Source organism: Poseidonocella sedimentorum, from assembly GCF_900116005.1.
Taxonomy (GTDB): Bacteria; Pseudomonadota; Alphaproteobacteria; order Rhodobacterales; family Rhodobacteraceae; genus Poseidonocella; species Poseidonocella sedimentorum.
On sequence record NZ_FOYI01000001.1, the window covers coordinates 458213 to 476738 of the forward strand.

The following is an 18526-nucleotide window of genomic DNA, read 5'->3' on the forward strand; positions in this document are numbered from 1 at the left end:
GGCCCGGTGGACCGGGGGGTGCAAGCCCGATCAGTAATTGGCGGGCGGGTCGCTCGCGGGGAAGGATTCATCGATTTGTTCATCGACCATGTCCCAGCGGCGGGGCGGGTTGCGCATCTGTGAGGGGCCAGCGTCGCGAACGTGTTGCACGCTTGCCGGGCGGCTTGAGGTCCAGGCCCGATAGGCCAGCAGGCCGACCGTGGCGCTCAAGAGAAATCTGATCATGCCATGTCCTTTGTTTGGTGCAGGGTCCGGGCCATCCGCCCCTGGGCTTCGCAATAGAACCGGCAACTGGCGCGGATGTTCCGCGCGGCGTTTGCCCGCGCGCCGGGGAGCTTTCGGCGTCCACCCCCGCACCGGCGCAGGGAACAGGGGGCGCGCGATGCGCGTTAGGGTTGATGGAACCTGCACAAACCTGGGTCTCGGAGCCCGACCGCCTGCTTCACATCCTCGCCTCTTGCGCGGTGTTTTACGCCTATATCATCCTGCTCACGCGCCTTTCCGGCAAGCGCACGACCGGCAACATGAACAATTTCGACTGGATCATCACCGTCGGGATCGGTTCGCTGATGGCGTCTGGCATCCTGCTGCGGAACGTGTCGATGCTCGATGCGATGCTCGCGGTGGCCGCGCTGACGGGGTTGCAGTGGCTCACGACCTGGGGCGCGCTGCGTTCGCCGCGCTTCGCCCGCTGGGTCAAGCCGCGCCCGCGCCTGCTGTGGACGGATGGCCGCCCGCTTGACGCGGCGCTGCGGCGCGAACGGATCACCGATGACGAGGTGGAATCGGCGATGCGCCAAGCGGGGCTGGCGCGCGGCGATGCGGCGGGCTGGGTTGTTCTGGAGACCTCGGGGCAGCTCTCCGTGATCCCCGCGGGTGGCGCTTCCGGCCCCGCAGACGCGGACCTGCTGCACCCGGTCGCGGGCTCGGCGCGGGATCAGGGCGGCGAGACCGACGATCGAGGCGGCACATGAGCGCGCGCGATCTGAGCCCGGCCGCGATGGAAGAGGCGCCGCCTTTGCAGCGGGCTTCCGCGGACCCGGTGCGCGCGAAAGCGCCGCGGGCGCGGGGGCTGGAGGCATTTTACCGCCGCGGCATGGTGCGCGAGCTTGGCGGGGCGCTCTGGAGGCAACTGGCCGAAGCCTGCGCCGAGATCCGCCGCATCGAGGCGCGCGGGACGCTTTGGGGCGTCGGCGATCAGCCGGCTCATTGCGCCCTCCTGCTTGACGGTTTGATCGCGCGCTACATTGCGGCGCCCGGGCAGGATCGGGCCGCGCGGCTGATGGTTGCGGTCCATGTGCCCGGTGATTTCGTGGATCTTGATGCCCTTCCGCTGACGCAGCTTTCGCATGATCTCGTGGGGCTAGGCCCATGCGAGATCGCGCTGTTCCCCCATGAGGCGCTCAGCCGGATCATGGAGCAGGACGCAGGCCACGCGCGCCGGCTCTGGCGCCTGACCATGCGCGACGCGGCGATCCAGCGGCGCTGGACCTATCGGGCCGGCGGTCTGCGGGCGCTGCCGGCGATGGCGGATTTCATCTGTGAGATGGACCTGCGCTTGCAGGCTTGCGGCAAGGTGCACGGCGCGCGCGTGCCGCTGCCGCTGACCCAGGCCGATCTTGCCGAGGTCTCGGGGCTTTCGACGATGCATGTGAGCCGGGTGCTGCGCGAGTTGCGCGAGGCGAAGCTCTGCACCGTTCAGGACGGCGCGGCGTTGCTGCATGACAGGGCCGGGCTGCGGCGTCTTGCCGGGTTCGATCCCTCCTACATGTCCCTGCCCGCCGAGGTGACCCCGCCGCGCCTCTAGCGCGACGGAGTGTGGTTTGGGGCAGGGCTCAGGCCGCGCGATCCCAGACGCGCAGCTTGCCGCAGGCCGCAACGAAGCGCTCCGCCGCATCCCCGCCATCAAGCACCATCACGCCCGCGTCCGGCGCATCCGCCACGGCGGCAGGCCAGACATGCGCTTTGGCGGCGTCGGACAGGGCGATGAACTTCATATGCGCATGGGCATCGGCGAGGAAGGTCCTGGCGCCGTGCATCCCCGCGAGCGCCTTCGCGCCCTCTTCGGAGGCGAGGATCGCCACGGCATCGTAGAGCACCGACGGCGCGCCATCGAGCTTCTGGTCGGCCTCGATCTTCTGGCCGTCCGCCGTGCGCACGCCGCCGACCTTTTGAGCGACGATCTCGACCATCGCGCCGGCGCCCTCCGCGGCCGTCTTCAGAGCTTCGAAGGCGGCGGCGTCGATCCCATCGGTCAGCAGGACGCCCAGCTTGCGGCCGGCAAAGCTCTCGGGCGTGGTCTTGAGGATGCTGAGCGCCGCCGAGGGCTCGGTCTCGATCACCGGGCGCGCGGGCTCGGCGGCCTGCGGCATCTCCTCAAAGCCCAGCCCCTCGGCCACGGCCTCGGCCAACCCTTCGTCCACGAGGCGCAGGTGCCCGACCATGCGCTGGCGGATCGCCAGCCGCTCGACCTTGGACAGCTCGAAGGTGAAGGCGTCGACGATATGCGCCTGCTCGACCTCGGTCTGGCTAAGATAGAACTGCCGCGCCTGGCTGTAGTGGTCGGCAAAGGTCTCGGAGCGCACGCGGCCCTTTGGCCCGGCGTCCTCGGCCGGATAGGAGCGGAAGCCGCGCGCGTGGTCCTCCCGCGGCCCCTCGCCGTGGCTGTTGGGCTCGTAGTTGACCCGGCCGCGCGGGTTGTGCATCGCCATGTGCCCGTCCTGCTGGAGATGCGCGAAGGGGCATTTCGGCGCGTTGACGGGGATGTGGTTGAAGTTGGGGCTGCCGAGGCGCTTGAGCTGGGTGTCGAGGTAGCTGAAGTTGCGCCCCTGCAGCAGCGGGTCGTTGGAGTGGTCAATCCCGGGGACGATGTTCCCGGTCTGGAAGGCGACCTGCTCGGTGTCCATGAAGAAGTTGTCGGGCATCCGGTCGAGCGTGAGCGTGCCCACCTTGCGCACCGGGACCTGCTCTTCGGGGATGAGCTTGGTGGCGTCAAGCACGTCGAACTCGAAGCTCTCGGCGAAGTCGTCATCGAAGATCTGCAGGCCGAGGTCCCACTGCGGATAGTCGCCCGCCTTGATCGCATCCCACAGATCGCGGCGGTGGAAATCGGGATCGGCGCCGTTGATCTTGACGGCCTCGTCCCAGAGCACCGATTGCATGCCTTGCCGCGGCTTCCAGTGGAATTTCACGAAAGTCGATTTGCCGGCCGCATTCACCAGCCGGAAGGTATGGACCCCGAAGCCCTCCATGAAGCGCAGAGAGCGCGGGATCGTCCGGTCGGACATGATCCAGAGCGCCATGTTGATCGATTCCGGCATCAGCGAGATGAAATCCCAGAAGTTGTCATGCGCGGTCTGGGCCTGCGGGAAGGCGCGGTCGGGCTCTTGCTTGGCCGCGTGGATCAGGTCGGGGAATTTCATCGCGTCCTGGATGAAGAACACCGGGATGTTGTTGCCCACGAGGTCCCAGTTGCCCTCCTTGGTGTAGAATTTGGTGGCAAAGCCGCGCACGTCGCGCGCAAGATCCGGCGAGCCCTTGTTGCCGGCAACGGTGGAAAAGCGCACGAAGACCTCGGTCTTCTCGCCCACCTCGGTCAGAACCTTGGCGCTGGTGAGATCCGACAGGTCCTCGTGCAGCTCGAACGTGCCGTGGGCGCCGTAGCCGCGGGCATGAACCACGCGCTCGGGGATGCGCTCGTGATCGAAGTGAAAAAGCTTCTCGCGGAAGATCTGGTCTTCCATCAGATGCGCACCGCGCGGCGAGATCTTGAGCGCGTTCTGGTCGTCGGAAATCGGCGTGCCCACCTGGGTGGTCATGGTCTCGAAGCCGTCGCCCGCGTGCTGGTGGGTCTCGCCTCCCTCGCCGGTCGTGGTGGGGGTCTTGCTGTTGGTTGTCATATCCGTACCTTTCCTTGGGGTTGCCTGAGTGGGTTTCGAGTGCGCGGGGCCGGACGTCCGGGGGCGCGTAGTTGGCGGCCGGGAAAGACATGCTGGCGGTCGATCAAAGGCGCCTTCAGTGGCCGCCTTGCGTCGACGCCCGCGTCTCGGGCGCCCCCGGCTCGGTGCTGCACAGCGCCGCGCACCGATTGGCGCAGGGGGATGCGACCCAGTCGCGGGGACAAACCCGGACCTGCGAGGGCGAGCGCTGCAATGCCGAGGAACACACACCGGCCATCGAGCCATGTCATGAGACGGTCTCCCTGAAAACGCGCGGCGCGAATCGCGCGGTAATTGGGGTAGGAACGGGGCGAGGGGGCGCTGTGTTCCGACAACATTTGTTGGGCTGCGCGGGCTGGAATGGCTCCGACATCGCGCAGGCTGACCCCGGCGGAACCCTGCGCGATGTCGGGCGTTGATCTTGGGTTAATCAACGGCCCGCCAAAGGGGAGGCATCGACCATGGCATCGCGCGCGATCTGGAAAGGGCAGCTTCGGCTGTCGCTCGTGTCGATCCCGGTGGAGATCCACTCGGCGCGCAAAAGCTCGTCGCGCGTCTCCTTCCGGCAGATCCACGGCCCGTCCGGCAAGCCGGTCCGCTACCAGAAAACGGTGCAGGGCGTGGGGCCGGTCGAGAGCGACGACATCATGAAGGGCTACGAGACCGACGACGGCGAATACATCCTTCTGGACAAGGACGAGATCGACGCGATCAAGCTGGAGACCAAGAAGACGCTGGAGCTGGTGCAATTCGTCGACAGCGCCGAGATCGCGCCGATCTGGTTCGACCGGCCCTACTACGTCGTTCCCTCCGATGAGCTGGCCGAGGATGCCTATCGCGTGGTGCGCGATGCGTTGCGCCAGACGAAGAAGGCCGGGCTGGGTCAGCTCACCATGCGCGGCAAGGAATACCTCTGCGCGATCCGCCCCTGCGGCGACGGGCTGCTGCTGGAGACGCTGCATTACCAGCAGGACATCCGCGACGCGGACCCGCTGTTCTCGGGCATCGAGGACGCGGCGAGCGATGAGGAGTTGCTCGAGGTCGCGACCCAGCTCATCGACAGGAAAACCGCGCCCTTCGACGCCTCGGCTTTCGAGGATCACTACGCCGCCGCCCTGCGCGATCTGATCGCGGCCAAGATGAAATCCAGCAAGACCCCCCGCGCCAAGGCCTCCGATGACGGCGAGAGCGGTGGGGGCGAGAACGTGGTCGATCTGATGGACGCGCTGAAAAAGAGCCTCAAGCAGAGCAGATCCGGCAAGACGACGCGCCGCAAGAAAGCCTCATGAGGTCGCTGGAGACCTATCGGACCAAGCGGGATTTCGATGTCACCCCCGAGCCCCGCGCAGAGCTCGTCGAGGCCGGCGGCGCGCGGCCCTCTTTCGTGGTGCAAAAGCATGATGCCCGCCGGTTGCACTTCGATTTCCGGCTGGAATGGGGCGGGGTGCTGCTCTCCTGGGCCGTGACCAAGGGCCCTTCGGCTGATCCGTCGCAAAAGCGCCTTGCGGTGCGGACCGAGGATCACCCGGTGTCCTACGGCGCGTTTGAGGGGACGATCCCGCGCGAGCAGTATGGCGGCGGCACAGTCATGCTCTGGGACAGCGGATGGTGGGAGCCACTGCACGATCCGGATGAGGGGGTGAGGCAAGGCAAGCTGCATTTCCGGCTGCACGGCGCGCGGATGCAGGGCGGCTGGGCGCTGGTGCGGATGCGCGGCAAGGGGCGCGAGAGCCGCGAGAACTGGCTGTTGATCAAGGAACGGGACGATTTCGCCACGCGCTCGACCGACGGGCTGATCAAGACGCACCGCACCAGCGTGACCACCGGTCGCGCGATGCGCGCGATCCAGCGGGGTGATGCGGCGTTCCCGCCCGCGCCCCACGCCAAGCCGCTCCCGCGGTTCCGCAAGCTGCAACTGGCGACATTGCGCGACGCGCCGCCCGAGGGCGAGGTCTGGCAGCACGAGGCCAAGTTTGACGGCTACCGCTGCCTCATTGCCGTGGGCAAGGGCGGGGTGCGACTCTACTCGCGCAACGGCAAGGACTGGTCGGATCGGTTCGGCGCCCTCTGCGCGCCGGCGGCCTCGCTTGACTGTGCCTCTGCCCTCATCGACGGCGAGGTGATCGCCGGGGACGGGGGGCGGGGGCGGCGACTTCGGGGCGCTGCAGCAAGCGCTCAAAGACGGGGGGGCGCTGATCGCTTATGTGTTCGACCTGCTGGCCCTCGATGGCGCGGATCTGACGGGCAAACCGCTGTCCCAGCGGCGCGCGGCGCTCGAAGCGCTGATGCAGGGCCAGCCGCCCCGCGGCCCCCTTCGGCTCAGCCCGGTGCTTGAGGGCAGCGGCGCCGAGGCGCTTGACGCCATCTGCGAGGCCGGCGGCGAGGGCATCATCTCCAAACGCATCGACGCGCCCTATCGCGGCGGGCGCAGCAAGAGCTGGATCAAGGCCAAGTGCATCCGCCGGGCCGAATTCGTCGTCGCCGGATGGTCGCCCTCGGATAAACGGGGCAGGGCGTTTTCTTCCCTCATCCTCGGCAGCTTCGAGGCTGGCGCGCTGGTCTACCGAGGCCGTGTCGGCAGCGGCTTCGACGGCGCGGAGCTTGACGCGCTCCATGCGGCCATGGCGCCGCTCGCGCGCAAGACCCCGCCCTTCAAGGGCGCGCTGCCCTCCGAAGCAGAGGGCGCCCGCTGGGTCACGCCGAAGCTCGTGGTCGAGGTGGACTACGCCGAATTCACCGGCGAGGGCCGGATCCGCCATGGCGTCTACAAGGGGCGGCGCGAGGACAAGGAGGCCGAGACCGTGAGCGCAAGAGCCGAAGCCGACACCCAAACCGGCGATGACCGGACAATCGCCGGCGTGCGCATCTCAAGCCCGGGCCGCACGGTCTATCCCGGGGCGGGGCTGACCAAGGGCGCCGTCGCCGAGCACTATGCCCGCGTGGCCGACCGGATGCTTGACCATGTGGCGGACCGCCCTCTGGCGCTGCTGCGCTGCCCGCAAGGGATTGAGGGCGAATGTTTTTTCCAGAAACACGCGGGCAAGGGATTTCCGGACGGGATCAAGACCCTGCCGATCGAGGAAAAGGACGGCGACACGGCCGACTACATGTATGCCGCCACGCGCGAAGGGCTTCTGGGCGCCGCGCAGATGGGCACGCTGGAGGTCCATATCTGGGGCGCCCGGCGCGACCGGATCGAGCGCCCGGAGAGGTTGGTCTTTGATCTCGATCCCGATGAGGGGCTTGGCTTTGACGCGGTCAAACGGGCGGCGGAAGAGCTGCGCGCCGGGCTGGAGGCCTGCGGGCTGGAGGCCGCGCCGATGGTCACGGGCGGGAAGGGCGTGCATGTGATCGTGCCGCTGCGGCGGATCAGCGGATGGGAGACGGTCAAGGTCTTCGCCAAGACCTTTGCCACCGTCCTCGCCGAGCGCCACCCGGAGCGCTACACCGCGTCGATTTCGAAGGCGAAACGCAAGGGCCGGATCTTCATCGACTGGCTGCGAAACGAGCGCGGCGCCACCGCGATCGCGCCCTATTCGCTGCGTGCGCGGCCCGGCGCTGCGGTGGCCGTGCCGGTGACATGGGCCGAACTCTCCGAGCTTGACCGGCCCGATGGGTTCCACGTCGATGACATGGACCCGCGCCTCGCGCGCCCCTGTCCGCTGCGCGCGGCCACGCCCCGCGGCATCGGCACCGAGGTTGTCGAGGCGCTGGAAGATTGGTCTCGCGGCTGACCGCCCACGGGGGGGGACAAGCGGGCACGCTCCATCTCTACCGGTCAGGCGGCGTCCAATCGCTCTCGACGGACCTGCGGCGACTGAGCCGCAGTGCGAGCCCGATCGACACGCCCACGCCGATCGCGACGGTCAGATCGATGACAACCGTCAGGACCATGGTGAGCAGCAGCAAGGCAAGATCGCTCCGCCGCCCCCGGGCATATTCGGGCCATTTGTGGGGCTCACTCATGTTCCACGCGGTAATGAGCAGGATCGCCGCCAGCGCCGGCATCGCGAGATATCCGGCGAGCGGGGCCGCCAGCATCATCATCAACAGGATCGCAACCGCATGGATGAGCCCCGCGACGGGCGTCTTGCCGCCCGCGCGCACGTTTGTCGCGGTGCGCGCGATGGCCCCGGTTGCCGGCAGGCCGCCGAAGAGCGCCGAGCCGATATTCGCCGCCCCTTGCGCGGTCAGCTCGGCGTTCGGACGATGATTGCCGTCGATCATCCGGTCCGCCACCATGGCCGACAGGAGCGACTCGACGCCCGCAAGGAAGGCAATCACCAGCGCGGAGGGGAACAGCTCCAGCATCCGGGCCACGCTGATCTCCGGCAGGGACGGCATCGGAAGGCTCTGGGGCAGGGCGCCGAAGCGCGAGCCCAGGGTATCGACGGGCAGAGACAGGGCCGTCACGGCGAGAGAGCCAATTCCCACCGCCACGATGAGCCCCGGAAACCGCGGCGCCAGCCGCCGTAACAGGACGATGAGCGCGAGGGCGAGGCCGCCGATGAGAAAGGCCGGCGCGCTGAAGCTGTTCCTCGCGCCCCAGAGTACCGGGATTTTCTCCAGAAAATCAGCGGGGTCGTGATCGACAGTCAGGCCGAGAATGTCCTTGAGCTGGCTGGTCGCGATGATGATCGCGATCCCGATGGTGAACCCGTTCACGACCGCTTCGGGGATATAAGCGATCAGGTTGCCCGCGCGTAACTGACCCGCGAGCAAGAGCAGGACCCCGGCCATCAGGGTGGCGAGGACGAGCCCGTCGTAGCCGTGCTCGGCGATGACACCGAAGACCACGACGATGAAGGCGCCGGTCGGCCCGCCGATCTGGACACGGCTGCCGCCGAGGGCGGAAATGAGAAAGCCCGCGACGATCGCGGTTATCAGCCCTTGCCCGGGATCCGCGCCCGAGGCGATCGCGATGGCGAGGCTGAGCGGCAGGGCGACCATCGCAACGGTGATCCCCGCGATCAGGTCCGCCGCGAATTGCTGCGTGTCATAGGTCTTGAGGGTGGTCAGGATCTTTGGCTGTCTCATGAATTGGCGCCCGGCAAAATTTCCGAAATGTGCCCGGATGATCGGGGCATCCGCGCCCTATGGTTTGCATGGAACCGGGCTGGGGCTCCAGACCTAATGGACCTGCGGGCCGGGACTGCGGCAAATGGCCGTCCTTCGGCGCCGGGCGGGGGCCAGGCGCTCAAAATCCAAGCGACCGGAGCGTGTTCAGGTGCTTGAGGGGCCAAATGCCCGAGAGCGGGGGAGGGCGCGCACGAGGGCCCGCGCGCCCGAGGATCGGCGGTGCGCCCTCAGGAACGGCCGAGGGGCCTGCTGGCGCGGCGCCCCGCAAAGGCGAGGCCGCCCAGACCCGCAAGCGCCAGCGGCAAGGTCGCGGGCAGCGGGATCACCGTGGCGGCGTTCGCGCCGTAGACCACTGCGCCCACAAGCTCGCCGTCGAGACTTCCGATGTCCGTCATTGACCCGATCACGCCGCTATCGAAGATCAGGTGGACGACGGCAAACTCATCGGCCGTGAAGGAATTTACGCTCAAATCATAGAGGATGCGCATCGTGTCTCCGACCGCATCAAAGGCGAAATCCAGCGCCGAGCCTTCCGCGAGAGCGCCCGACTCGTCGACGAAAAAGTCAAATGGGTCTGAGGCCGCGAGGATCGATTCATCGGCGTCGTCGTAGTCGAGATATGCGCCCATCTGGAACAACGCCAGATCGATCGCTTCGAAGGATTTGTTCCCGCTGCCGTCATCGCCGGCGACCACGTCAAGCAGGTCGGGCGAGGTATAAAACGGCGTCGCCGAGATCGCCACACTGTCCAGAGTCGCCGCCGAGGCGCCGCCAGCGATGCCAAGGGCGGCGATGGCGGGCAGCGCCAGACGTTCTGTAAAACGCCGCAAGCCGTTTATATAAAACGAATATTTTTCTGAAAAGACCATCTGTTGCCCTCTCCCGTCATCATCAATATGCCGTTAACCTTTACACCAAAACGTCATATGCCCCAACGGCAATCTGGATGCTGTCTGTGTCCACATTGGCACCGTTGATGTAGATCCGGTCGCCCTCCGCGCCGTGGGTGATGAGCACACCGGTGCGGATGTCGCGGACGCTGAAGCCGTGATCGGCCATGAGGATCGTGTCGTTTTCGGCGTCGAAGTCATAGATCACGTCGCGCTCGCGCACACCGTTGCGCAACTCGCTGCCGAAGACGAATGTGTCGCTTCCGCCGTTGCCGTAATAGCGATCGAGCGCGCCGCCGAATCCGAGGAAGACCTCGTCCGCATCCGTCCCCTGGAGCGCATCTCGCTGCTCGGTGCCGCGCAGTTCGATGACGCCTGGGCCCTCGTCGACATCCTCCACGGCGACCGTGATGGTCTGCTCGCTCGCCTCGCGACCGTCCGAAACCTGCACCCGGATCTCGTAGAGGTTGTTGCCATCCGCGTCGCCTGGTGCTTCGAAATCGGGCGCCGCCTTGAAGCTCAGCACGCCGGAGGTGGCCCCGATCTGGAAAAGGTCCGCATCCGCGCCCCCTGAAAGCGCATAGAACAGGACCGGAGTGCCATCCGGGTCCGTGGCCTCCACCCGCCCGACCGAGGTCTGGTTCTCCTCCGCGACGAAGCCGCCGAGCGAGGTGATCTCGGGCGCGTCATTCACCCCCTCGATCTCGAAGGTCAGCGTCGCGACGTTGGAGGTTGCGTGGAAGAAGTCCTTCGCCTGCACCTGCAACTCGAAGCGCCCCTTCAGCCCTTCCGGCAGGAAGTCGAGCGCGGTGCCGTAGTCGATGGTCAGGGTGGTGCCGTCGATGCTGATCCCGCCGCCGAACAGCTCGAACGGGTCGATGTTGATCACCGGGAGCGGCGGGTTGATCGGCGGCAGGTCCGGATCGGGCAGGCTGGGCACAGCGGCGATGCTGAAGCTGCTCGCCGGCGCGTCCGGCGCGTCCGCGAAGGTGGACAGCCGCGAGACCGGCGCCGCCGCCGCGCTGCCGCTGGACGCCAGAGTGTAGCTGAGGGAGGCCGCGTCGTCATAGTCATCCGCGTCCGCGCCGAGTTCATCGAGTTCGATCTCCGCCGTGTTTTCGCTGGGGTTCAGGGACACGGTCGTGTTGGAGAGCACCGGCGCCGCGTTGGTGCCGTCCCCCGCATGCTGCCGCTCTTCGCTGGCGATGAAGTCGTTGGTCCGGGCCCCGAGCACGTGGATCTCGCCCGTCATGCCAGCAAGCTCGCTGGTGATGCGCAGATACGCCTCGGTTTCTGTTGCGGGATCGGCGTCGATGTCGGTGAAGATCAGGTCTTCGCGCTGCCCGGCGGCGAGCACGATCTGGTCCACCATGTCGTTTTCGGGGTCGTCGTCCTCAAGGATCGACGTGCCGACCTCGAAATCGGTGATTGTCGTCACGCCGCCCATGGCCAGGTCGATCATGAAGCGATCGGCGCCGAGCCCGCCCGTGAGCGTGTCGTTTCCTGCCTTGCCATTCAGGATGTCGTTCCCGTCGCCCCCGTCGAGGCTATCGTCGCCGGAGCCGCCATCAAGTTTGTCGTCGCCCTCGCCGCCGAACAGCCTGTCCACCCCGGCGCCGCCATGAAGATTGTCATCGCCCGCGCCGCCATCGACGGTATCATTGCCGTGCCCACCTTGCAGCAGGTCGTCCCCGGCGTCTCCAAAGAGAGCATCATCCCCGGCGCGGCCCTTGGCCCTGTCGTCGCCAGCGCCGAGCCGGATCGTGTTCGCGCCCCCGTGGCCTTCGACAAAGTCGTCCCCGGCGCCGGTCGTGAGGTTTGCGATGCGGTCTATCGTGAGTAACCGGCTCTCGCCGATGTCCTGCTCCGCCGTCATGCGGAGATCGACCGTCGCCGCCGTACCCCCGAGCACAAGCGTGTCGCGTCCGGTGCCGCCATCCACCTGGGCCCGGCCGAACGCCCCGAGGATCAGGACGTCATCGCCGTCATCCCCGAAGAGCTCATCGTCGCCGCCGTTCCCGTCGAGCAGATTGGCGCCCGCATCGCCGGCCAGCACATCCCGCGCGCCGGTGCCGCGCAGGTTCTCGATGCTGATCAACGTATCGCCCTCGGCTTCGCCGCCGGACGCGCTCTGTGCCCGCAGGTTGACCTCGACCCCGACGTCTCCGTCGAAGGCCGCGAGGTCCGATCCCTCGCCGCCGTCAAGATGGTCGCCGCCCGCGCCACCGATCAGCTCGTCATCCCCGCCTGCGCCGGCGAGGGTATCGTCGCCGCCGCGCCCGCGCAGCAGGTTGGCGGCGTGATCTCCCGTCAATGCGTCGCCCTCATCCGTGCCGCTGACACCCTCGAAATTGACATAGATGCCGCCCGCGGCAGTCCCGCCGCTGACCTGCGCCGCCGCGCTGCCCTTCAAGGTGATCTCGACGCCGCTTCCGCTGAAGTCGAGCATGTCAAAGCCGTCGTTGCCGTCGAAATTGTCCTCCGTGGATGCGGCGTGGAACAGGTCGTCGCCCGTGCTGCCGATGAAGGCCTCGACATTGCGGACATAGGAGAGCGCGGTCTGCACGGTGCCATCGTCCGCCAGCCACGTGGAGCTGACCGTCGCCTCGTAAGCTTCCCCAGCGTGGCTCCCATCGCCCTCGACCGTTCCCGCGTCTTCGGCCCGGACGATGATGCCGCGGTTGTTGGCGGAGAAGTCGACGGTGTCGGACTGGTTTGACCCGGCCAGAAGATCCGTGCCGGCCGAGCCGCGCAGCGTATCGTTGCCGTTTCCTCCGTTGACGACGTCGTCGCCGTCCCCGCCATCGAGGACATCGGCGCCCCCCTGACCGAACAGAACATCATCGCCGGCCCCACCGGAGAGGAAGTTCACCCCGGCGTCGCCGGTGATGAGATCATCGTTCGGCCCGCCGATGACATGCTCGATGCTGGTGAGCGCGTAGGTCCGCTTGTGACCCGAGCCCTGATCGAGGACGGCCGTCCCCTCTGCGAGCGAGAGTGTGAGGGAGCCCATGAGCGCCGGCGCGATCACCGTTCGGCCGGTGATGTCGGGCCGTTCGGCCGCGAAACTCACCACATCGCCCACGAGCTTGCCGTCTTGGAACGGGCTTGTCATCCCGGCCGCAAGGCCCGAGACACCGCCATCCACCACGTCCGGAAGAACGTCGCTTCCGGCGCTTGAGATCGAGGCGAAAAGGATGTCGTCGCCCGCGCCGCCGTACAGGCTCTGCTGGCCAGCGCTGCCGTTGGCGACAAGCGTGTCGTCCCCGCCACGGCCCACCAGCAGGTCCGATCCCCCGCCATAAAGGTCGTAGTAGCCCATGAGGACATTGTCGTTCCCGTCGCCGTAGATTTCATCGTCGAGATTGCTGCCGATGACGTTTTCGATGCCGAAATACTGGTGGTATTGCGCCGCGCCTTCGGTGTTGTCGTTGTGATCGGTGTCTTCCAGATCGACGATCACACCCTTGGTTCCGGTGAACACGCCGGCCTGCCCGCCAGAGAAGCTGATCGTGTCGGTGAATGCGGAGTTCGCGCTGGCATCGTCGGTCTGCTCGGCCTCGTCGGTCAATTCGCCGCTCGCGCCCTTGCTGCCGCCATAGACGATGAGCCGCGCGCTGCTTTCCCCGATGAAGATGATGTCGTTGCCGGACCCGCCTTCGGCAACTTCCCATGCCCCGCCCAAGGACAGATCGAGGATGTCATTGCCGCTGCCGCCAAAGAGTTTGTCTCCGTCCGAGCCCCCTGTGACAAGCTCGTCATTTCCTTCGTCGCCGTGGAACTCGATGCTGCTGTCGTCATTCAGATCCCTGAGAGTATCGTCGCCCTTGCCGCCCTCGACGATGAGCGCGCGGACGTTGTTGACGAAAACGTCGTTGCGAGACCCGCCGATCACATGCTCGATGCCGCTCACTGTCACCCAGACCGGGCCTTCCGCGTCCTCATCCTGATCGGCATCGGCGTCCACGACAGACAGGTGCGAGCCGGTCATCCACCACGCCAGGCCGGTGGTCGTCGACAGATCGAGGACGTCGTAAGCCTCTTCATCGGGATGGTCGCTGTCGGCATGGATTTCGAAAAGGCTTTTGAGTATGAACCGGTTGGCGCCTTTGCCCCCGTATAGCGTGGGCCCGACAAGCGTCAGGTCGACGCCGCCTTCGATAGCCCCGCCCGGGCCGGCCCTGAAAACGTCATCGCCATCATGACCATGAATTTCGGTCAGGGTGGTGGGCCCGTTCACGATGATCTCGTCGTCGCCCATGCTGGCGATGATCGCCTCGATATTGCGGTATTCATCCATCACCGAGCGATCGCCAACCACCCGCGTGACCGTCGCCTCCGCCGTGTTGACGACCACATGCCCACCGAGCATGCTCTGCTGGATGTTGAGCTTGGCGAAGGCGCCTTCGGTCGCGTGCACTGCGTCTGGATCGGGGTTCTGGTCGATTATCCGGGAGGCGTTCTCGATATCGGGCGCGTAGCTCAGGACATCGGCGAAATTCAATCGCCCGTCGCGGCCTCCATCAATCTTGTTGCCGGTATCCGGGCTGTCCTCACCGGTTTGCAACACGCCGTAAAAGACGTCCGACCCGGCGCCTCCGATCGCGGTATCGCTGCCGCTGTCCATGATGATGGTATCGTTGTCCTCGCCGCCGTCGAGAACACTGCCATCGCCCCCCGAACTGCGGATCAGATCGTTCCCGGCGCGGCCCTGGATGGTTTCGCTGCTGTTCATCGATCCGAAAAGCAGGTCGCGGCGCGCCGTATCGTCGAGCCCGATCAGGTTTTCCACGTCCACGATCACGTCCGTGGGGAAGAAACCGATCGCAACCATCTCCGCTGTGCGATTTCCGTCCGCGTCGAACGGCGTTTCTCCGAGGAACACATGAACCCCCGAACTGGTTTGACCGGGATCGCCGCTGCGCAGGTCAGCCGTGTCGATCCCCTCTCCGCCGTCAAGCAGGTCTATATCCTTGCCGCCATCGAGATAGTCGTCACCCTTCCCGCCAAAGAGGCGATCTTCGCCGCGGCGACCGACCAGCAGGTCATCTCCACCGCGCCCGCGCAACTCATTGTCGCGCTCATCGCCGAAGATGAAGTCAATCCCGCCGGTTCCGGACAGGTCAGGGCCGCTGCCGACGTTGATCAGGCTGTCGTGAAACACCTTGGCCTTCACCTGATAGCCATCGAAAGACAGCATCGTCCTTTCGTCGAACGTCACGGTGTCAAACCCTTCGTCGACGCCGCCATCGATGTTGAGATCTTCGATGGTCAGGGTCTCGCCATCGTCTCCCTTTTCGAAGCGGTAGCTCGAAATCAGGCCGGCGTAGGAGACAACGACCATGCCTTTCGCGCGCAGCGTGTCATCGCCCGCACCGCCGACAAAGACATCATAGACCGTGTCATTGGCGTCATCGGCCACGTCGCGCGTCAGGATATCCTGCCCGGCACCGCCGAGGATCACATCGATCTGGTCATTGCTGCGCCGCTCGATCCGGTCGTCTTCCGCGCCGCCGAGCACCACGCCGCCGGCTTCCCCCGCGGTCTTGTCGAGCTTTTGCGTCGCCTGATCCCAGAACTCCGATTTGCCTCTGAGCTTGTCCACATCGATGCCGAAATCCGCCGCGATGGCGCTCAATGGCGAGAACAGGTCCGGAGATGCAAGATCGCCATAGGGTTCGGGCGCAAACGGCAGCGGCGCGGACACAGCCCCGGGCTCGGGCGCATCGAGATCGAACCCGGAGATAACGTTGTCGATCTTGTAGTCAGCGTTGATTTTCGCTTCGATCTCGGGCTCGGACAGGCCTTTAAAATCGGGTATCTCCGCTTCGATATCCGAGATAAGCCCGTTGGCCGATGTGAGGATGCCCACATCCGGAAGCAGGGCGTCGAGCTCCTTGCTGACGGAGGAAATCAGCGCGTCGATACCCAGTTGCTCGATGATCGGATCGACAACCGGCGCGACGATGGAATCGTACACCGCCTGCGCGGCGTCCAGCGCCGCCTGGACCTTGGGCGTGATCGCATCTTCCAACGTCTTGAGCGGGGCCTCCAGCACGCCGAGCACATCGAGAATTTGCTTCATCTCTCCAGATAGCCTGACCACCGCGTCAAGCTTTCCGAAGCCGTCATTGTGATCGAGCAACGTCTTGAGCGGCTTGATCGCATCGGACGCCTCATCGTAATAGCCGTTGATCTCTTCCATGAAGCGATTGGCGGGGATCACCGCAATGTTGAGGCAATGTTCGAGGTCATCGGCGGTGCCGCGGGTGACGAGTTCGTCTTCTTCGAGCGCACGCAGCCCGACGAGCGCCGACTGAACCTGCTGCGCCCCGTCCTCCACCGTGCCGAGCCTGTCGGACGCATCGCCCAGCTTGTCTTCGGTCTTCTTCAGCCCTTCTTTCAGCTTCCGCAGGGTCTCGCGGATCGGCTCCACCCGATCGGCGATCTGGCCGGAGGTTTTCTCGATCTTTTTCGTGGCGTCTCCCAGAGAGTCGAAGACTTTTTCCAACACCGACGCCGGCCGCGACACCGGCGGAATCTTGGTCGCGATCTTGGCGACTTTCTCAAGCGTCTCCAGAATGTTTGAAATTCGGTCGGCATCTTTTTCGACCTGTTTGAAAATCCCCAATGCATCGCGAACGTCAATCGTGAGCTCCTTTGCGTCAATGACACAGCCCTGAAGTTCGTCGACATTTGCTTGGGTTTCTTGAAGGTTTTCGTCCGCGAAACGGTCAAATTGACCCTCCGAGGAGTGACTTGCTCCCGCACTCGCCATCAAATTTCTCCCGTTAAAATATGGTTAACGATAGCTTTGAATCGACGATTCTGTCACAGGAATTTTTGTATTCGCTATAAAATCAATTATTGGAATTTATAGCTCAAAGCGATTTGGCATCACTGCCGAAACCATTTGCCAAACCTTCCCTACACCCCGATCCACCACAGCGAATTGCAAGTGATGCGCCGCAGAGAATTCGCACGCGCGGCAATGATCCATCGCCTCGATCGATCCCGCTACTGCGGGTCCGCCACCTTCTCCAACGACTCGGTTTCAAGCGTGCCAAGGAAGGCGACAAGATCGTCAATTTCGCGCTCGCTCAGTGTTGCCGCCACAGGGTAGTCTCGCGCCCACAAACCAATTCGACGGGCAAGTTGCTCTCTGTCATCAGCTGTTGACCCATCATTTGAGAAAAAAGCGAGGGGGTCGAAGTGGTAGACGATGGCGTCGCGCAGTTTTGCCACGGAGCCCGAGTGAGAGTATGGAGCAGTCCTTGTCACATTGATCAGCGGTGGTGTCCGGAAGGCAAAGAGGTCATCGGGGTTTTGGGTGACGTTATATCGGCCGTAGTCGACTCCAAACCCGTTTGCACCGAAACCGAATTGAGGGAACGCAATCGTGTGGAAGTCCAGATCGCTGAAATACGGGCCCGAGTGACACAAAGCGCATTGACCCTTGCCGTAAAAAAGCACTCCTCCGCGAAGCTCTTCTGATGTCAAAGGTGCGGCGTGGAATACAAATGCATGGAATCGTGAGGTGCCAAGGCGGAAGTTTCTGGCGATGAAGCTTGCCAACGCAGCGGCCACATCGGTGTAGTCAATATCTGTTTCGGCCTGTTCCGAACGAGTGGCAAGTTGAGCAATGAGATCTGAACGCTCGCGCAATCGGGAAACGATGGTATCGGCGTAGGCCGCGGCAGCGCTCGTACTTTCCTGTTCGTATTGTGCGAAGCGCGAGTCGCGGTCAAAAACCATTTCGCCGAGTTGAAGGGGCGGCAGGTGCGCCGCAACGGTCAGCGGATCATCGTCTGGCGCTGCCGCTCCGTATTGCGATTGGATTTCTCCGCTCTGGAGTTTCTCGACCCTGCCATCCCAGAACAAAGTGTCGAACCCCTTTCCCCCACGGCCCCAAAGCGGAAGCGTATTGCGTGGCTGCGGGTCACCGCCCAGTCGGACACGTTCTGCGCCAAAAGATCGACCTTCGACGCCGATGGCCACAGGCAAACCATCGGCACTACCGAAACGATCGAGGTGGCAGGAGGCGCAAGCCGTATCGACATTGCTCGACAGGAGCGTGCTCTCGAAGAGCTCTTTGCCAATCGCGGCAAGGACAGGATCGACGTCTCGCCAAGTTTCTTCCGCCGGAACCAACCCGAAATCAAGCGCATAGCTGCGCAGCATACGCTCGCGCAAGGTCTCTGTGGCTGAGGTGTTAGGCGCGGCCAAGAGCACGATCGTGACGGCCGCGGCCAGCCGGTCAATACCGAAATTCATGAGTCTCTACCACCAGCTGCAGGTCGCTCGCGCGAGCCTCTGCAAAGCTCAGTGTCAGCTCGCTGAGCGCATTCTCGTCAAGTCCGATTCTTATTAGGCGCTTGCGGAGGAGATCGTAGTCCTGACAGGCTAGAAGCCCAAGTTCGGCGCTCCTCACCGCGCGGACTGCTGTTTCAGACGGCTCCAAGTCCAGTCGGTTTTTCGCGATCAAATGGGTCCTCATGGCCGCATCGCAGGAGGCCGTGAGCTCGTAGAATTGTTTCCGGAACAGGCTTTGCACGCCCCACTGGAACACGGGTTGGCCGAGCCAGGCAATCATGAGGCCAAGTGTCAGGCCACAAAGAA

Annotated in this window: 11 protein-coding genes and 1 pseudogene; 5 read left to right on the forward strand and 7 right to left on the reverse strand. The window is 64.9% G+C overall.

Annotation, left to right across the window (positions count from 1 at the left end):
• Window positions 1-30: 30 nt before the first annotated feature.
• Window positions 31-225, reverse strand: coding sequence for a hypothetical protein (locus BM353_RS02235; protein WP_092076145.1), 195 nt, complete (start codon window positions 223-225; stop codon window positions 31-33).
• A gap of 173 nt (window positions 226-398) precedes the next feature.
• Between BM353_RS02235 and BM353_RS02240 the strand changes: the two genes are divergently transcribed.
• The gene (locus BM353_RS02240; protein WP_092076147.1) at window positions 399-974 is read left to right on the forward strand and encodes a DUF421 domain-containing protein; all 576 of its coding nucleotides are present in this window, start codon (window positions 399-401) and stop codon (window positions 972-974) included.
• The gene (locus tag BM353_RS02245; RefSeq protein ID WP_092076149.1) at window positions 971-1807 is read left to right on the forward strand and encodes a Crp/Fnr family transcriptional regulator; all 837 of its coding nucleotides are present in this window, start codon (window positions 971-973) and stop codon (window positions 1805-1807) included. Before BM353_RS02240 ends, BM353_RS02245 begins: the two co-directional genes overlap by 4 nt.
• A gap of 28 nt (window positions 1808-1835) precedes the next feature.
• On the opposite strand, the gene BM353_RS02250 is transcribed toward BM353_RS02245, so the two are convergent.
• The gene (locus tag BM353_RS02250; protein WP_092076151.1) at window positions 1836-3899 is read right to left on the reverse strand and encodes a catalase; all 2064 of its coding nucleotides are present in this window, start codon (window positions 3897-3899) and stop codon (window positions 1836-1838) included.
• 500 nt (window positions 3900-4399) lie between these two features.
• Between BM353_RS02250 and ku the strand changes: the two genes are divergently transcribed.
• The 3 genes and pseudogenes from ku to ligD all read left to right on the forward strand — a co-directional run bounded on the left by ku (window position 4400) and on the right by ligD (window position 7672).
• Window positions 4400-5227 carry a non-homologous end joining protein Ku gene (gene ku, locus BM353_RS02255; RefSeq protein WP_092076153.1) on the forward strand — a complete coding sequence of 276 codons (828 nt, stop codon included), beginning with the start codon at window positions 4400-4402 and terminating at the stop codon, window positions 5225-5227.
• Window positions 5224-6033: pseudogene (locus BM353_RS17185) on the forward strand (DNA polymerase ligase N-terminal domain-containing protein); the annotation flags it as partial. The gene ku and the pseudogene BM353_RS17185, both read left to right, overlap by 4 nt.
• Window positions 6034-6142: 109 nt before the next feature.
• Window positions 6143-7672, forward strand: a complete 1530-nt coding sequence (gene ligD, locus BM353_RS17190; RefSeq protein ID WP_342742200.1) for a DNA ligase D — start codon at window positions 6143-6145, stop codon at window positions 7670-7672.
• A 37-nt stretch (window positions 7673-7709) separates the two neighbouring features.
• Here the strand turns inward: ligD and BM353_RS02265 are convergent, their stop codons facing one another.
• From BM353_RS02265 to BM353_RS02285, 5 genes are all read right to left on the reverse strand, one after another.
• Complete coding sequence (locus BM353_RS02265; protein WP_092076155.1) at window positions 7710-8975, reverse strand: SulP family inorganic anion transporter; 1266 nt, start codon at window positions 8973-8975, stop codon at window positions 7710-7712.
• 269 nt (window positions 8976-9244) lie between these two features.
• Window positions 9245-9847 (reverse strand): PEP-CTERM sorting domain-containing protein, encoded by a 603-nt coding sequence (locus BM353_RS02270; RefSeq protein ID WP_143104077.1) that lies wholly within the window; start codon window positions 9845-9847, stop codon window positions 9245-9247.
• Between the two features lie 79 nt (window positions 9848-9926).
• The gene (locus BM353_RS17060; RefSeq protein ID WP_177220433.1) at window positions 9927-16538 is read right to left on the reverse strand and encodes a cadherin domain-containing protein; all 6612 of its coding nucleotides are present in this window, start codon (window positions 16536-16538) and stop codon (window positions 9927-9929) included.
• A gap of 386 nt (window positions 16539-16924) precedes the next feature.
• Window positions 16925-18181, reverse strand: a complete 1257-nt coding sequence (locus tag BM353_RS02280) for a His-Xaa-Ser system-associated MauG-like protein (RefSeq protein WP_092076161.1) — start codon at window positions 18179-18181, stop codon at window positions 16925-16927.
• The gene (locus tag BM353_RS02285) at window positions 18165-18500 is read right to left on the reverse strand and encodes a TIGR03982 family His-Xaa-Ser system protein (protein ID WP_092076163.1); all 336 of its coding nucleotides are present in this window, start codon (window positions 18498-18500) and stop codon (window positions 18165-18167) included. The genes BM353_RS02280 and BM353_RS02285 overlap by 17 nt, the downstream gene beginning before the upstream one ends.
• Window positions 18501-18526 lie beyond the last annotated feature (26 nt).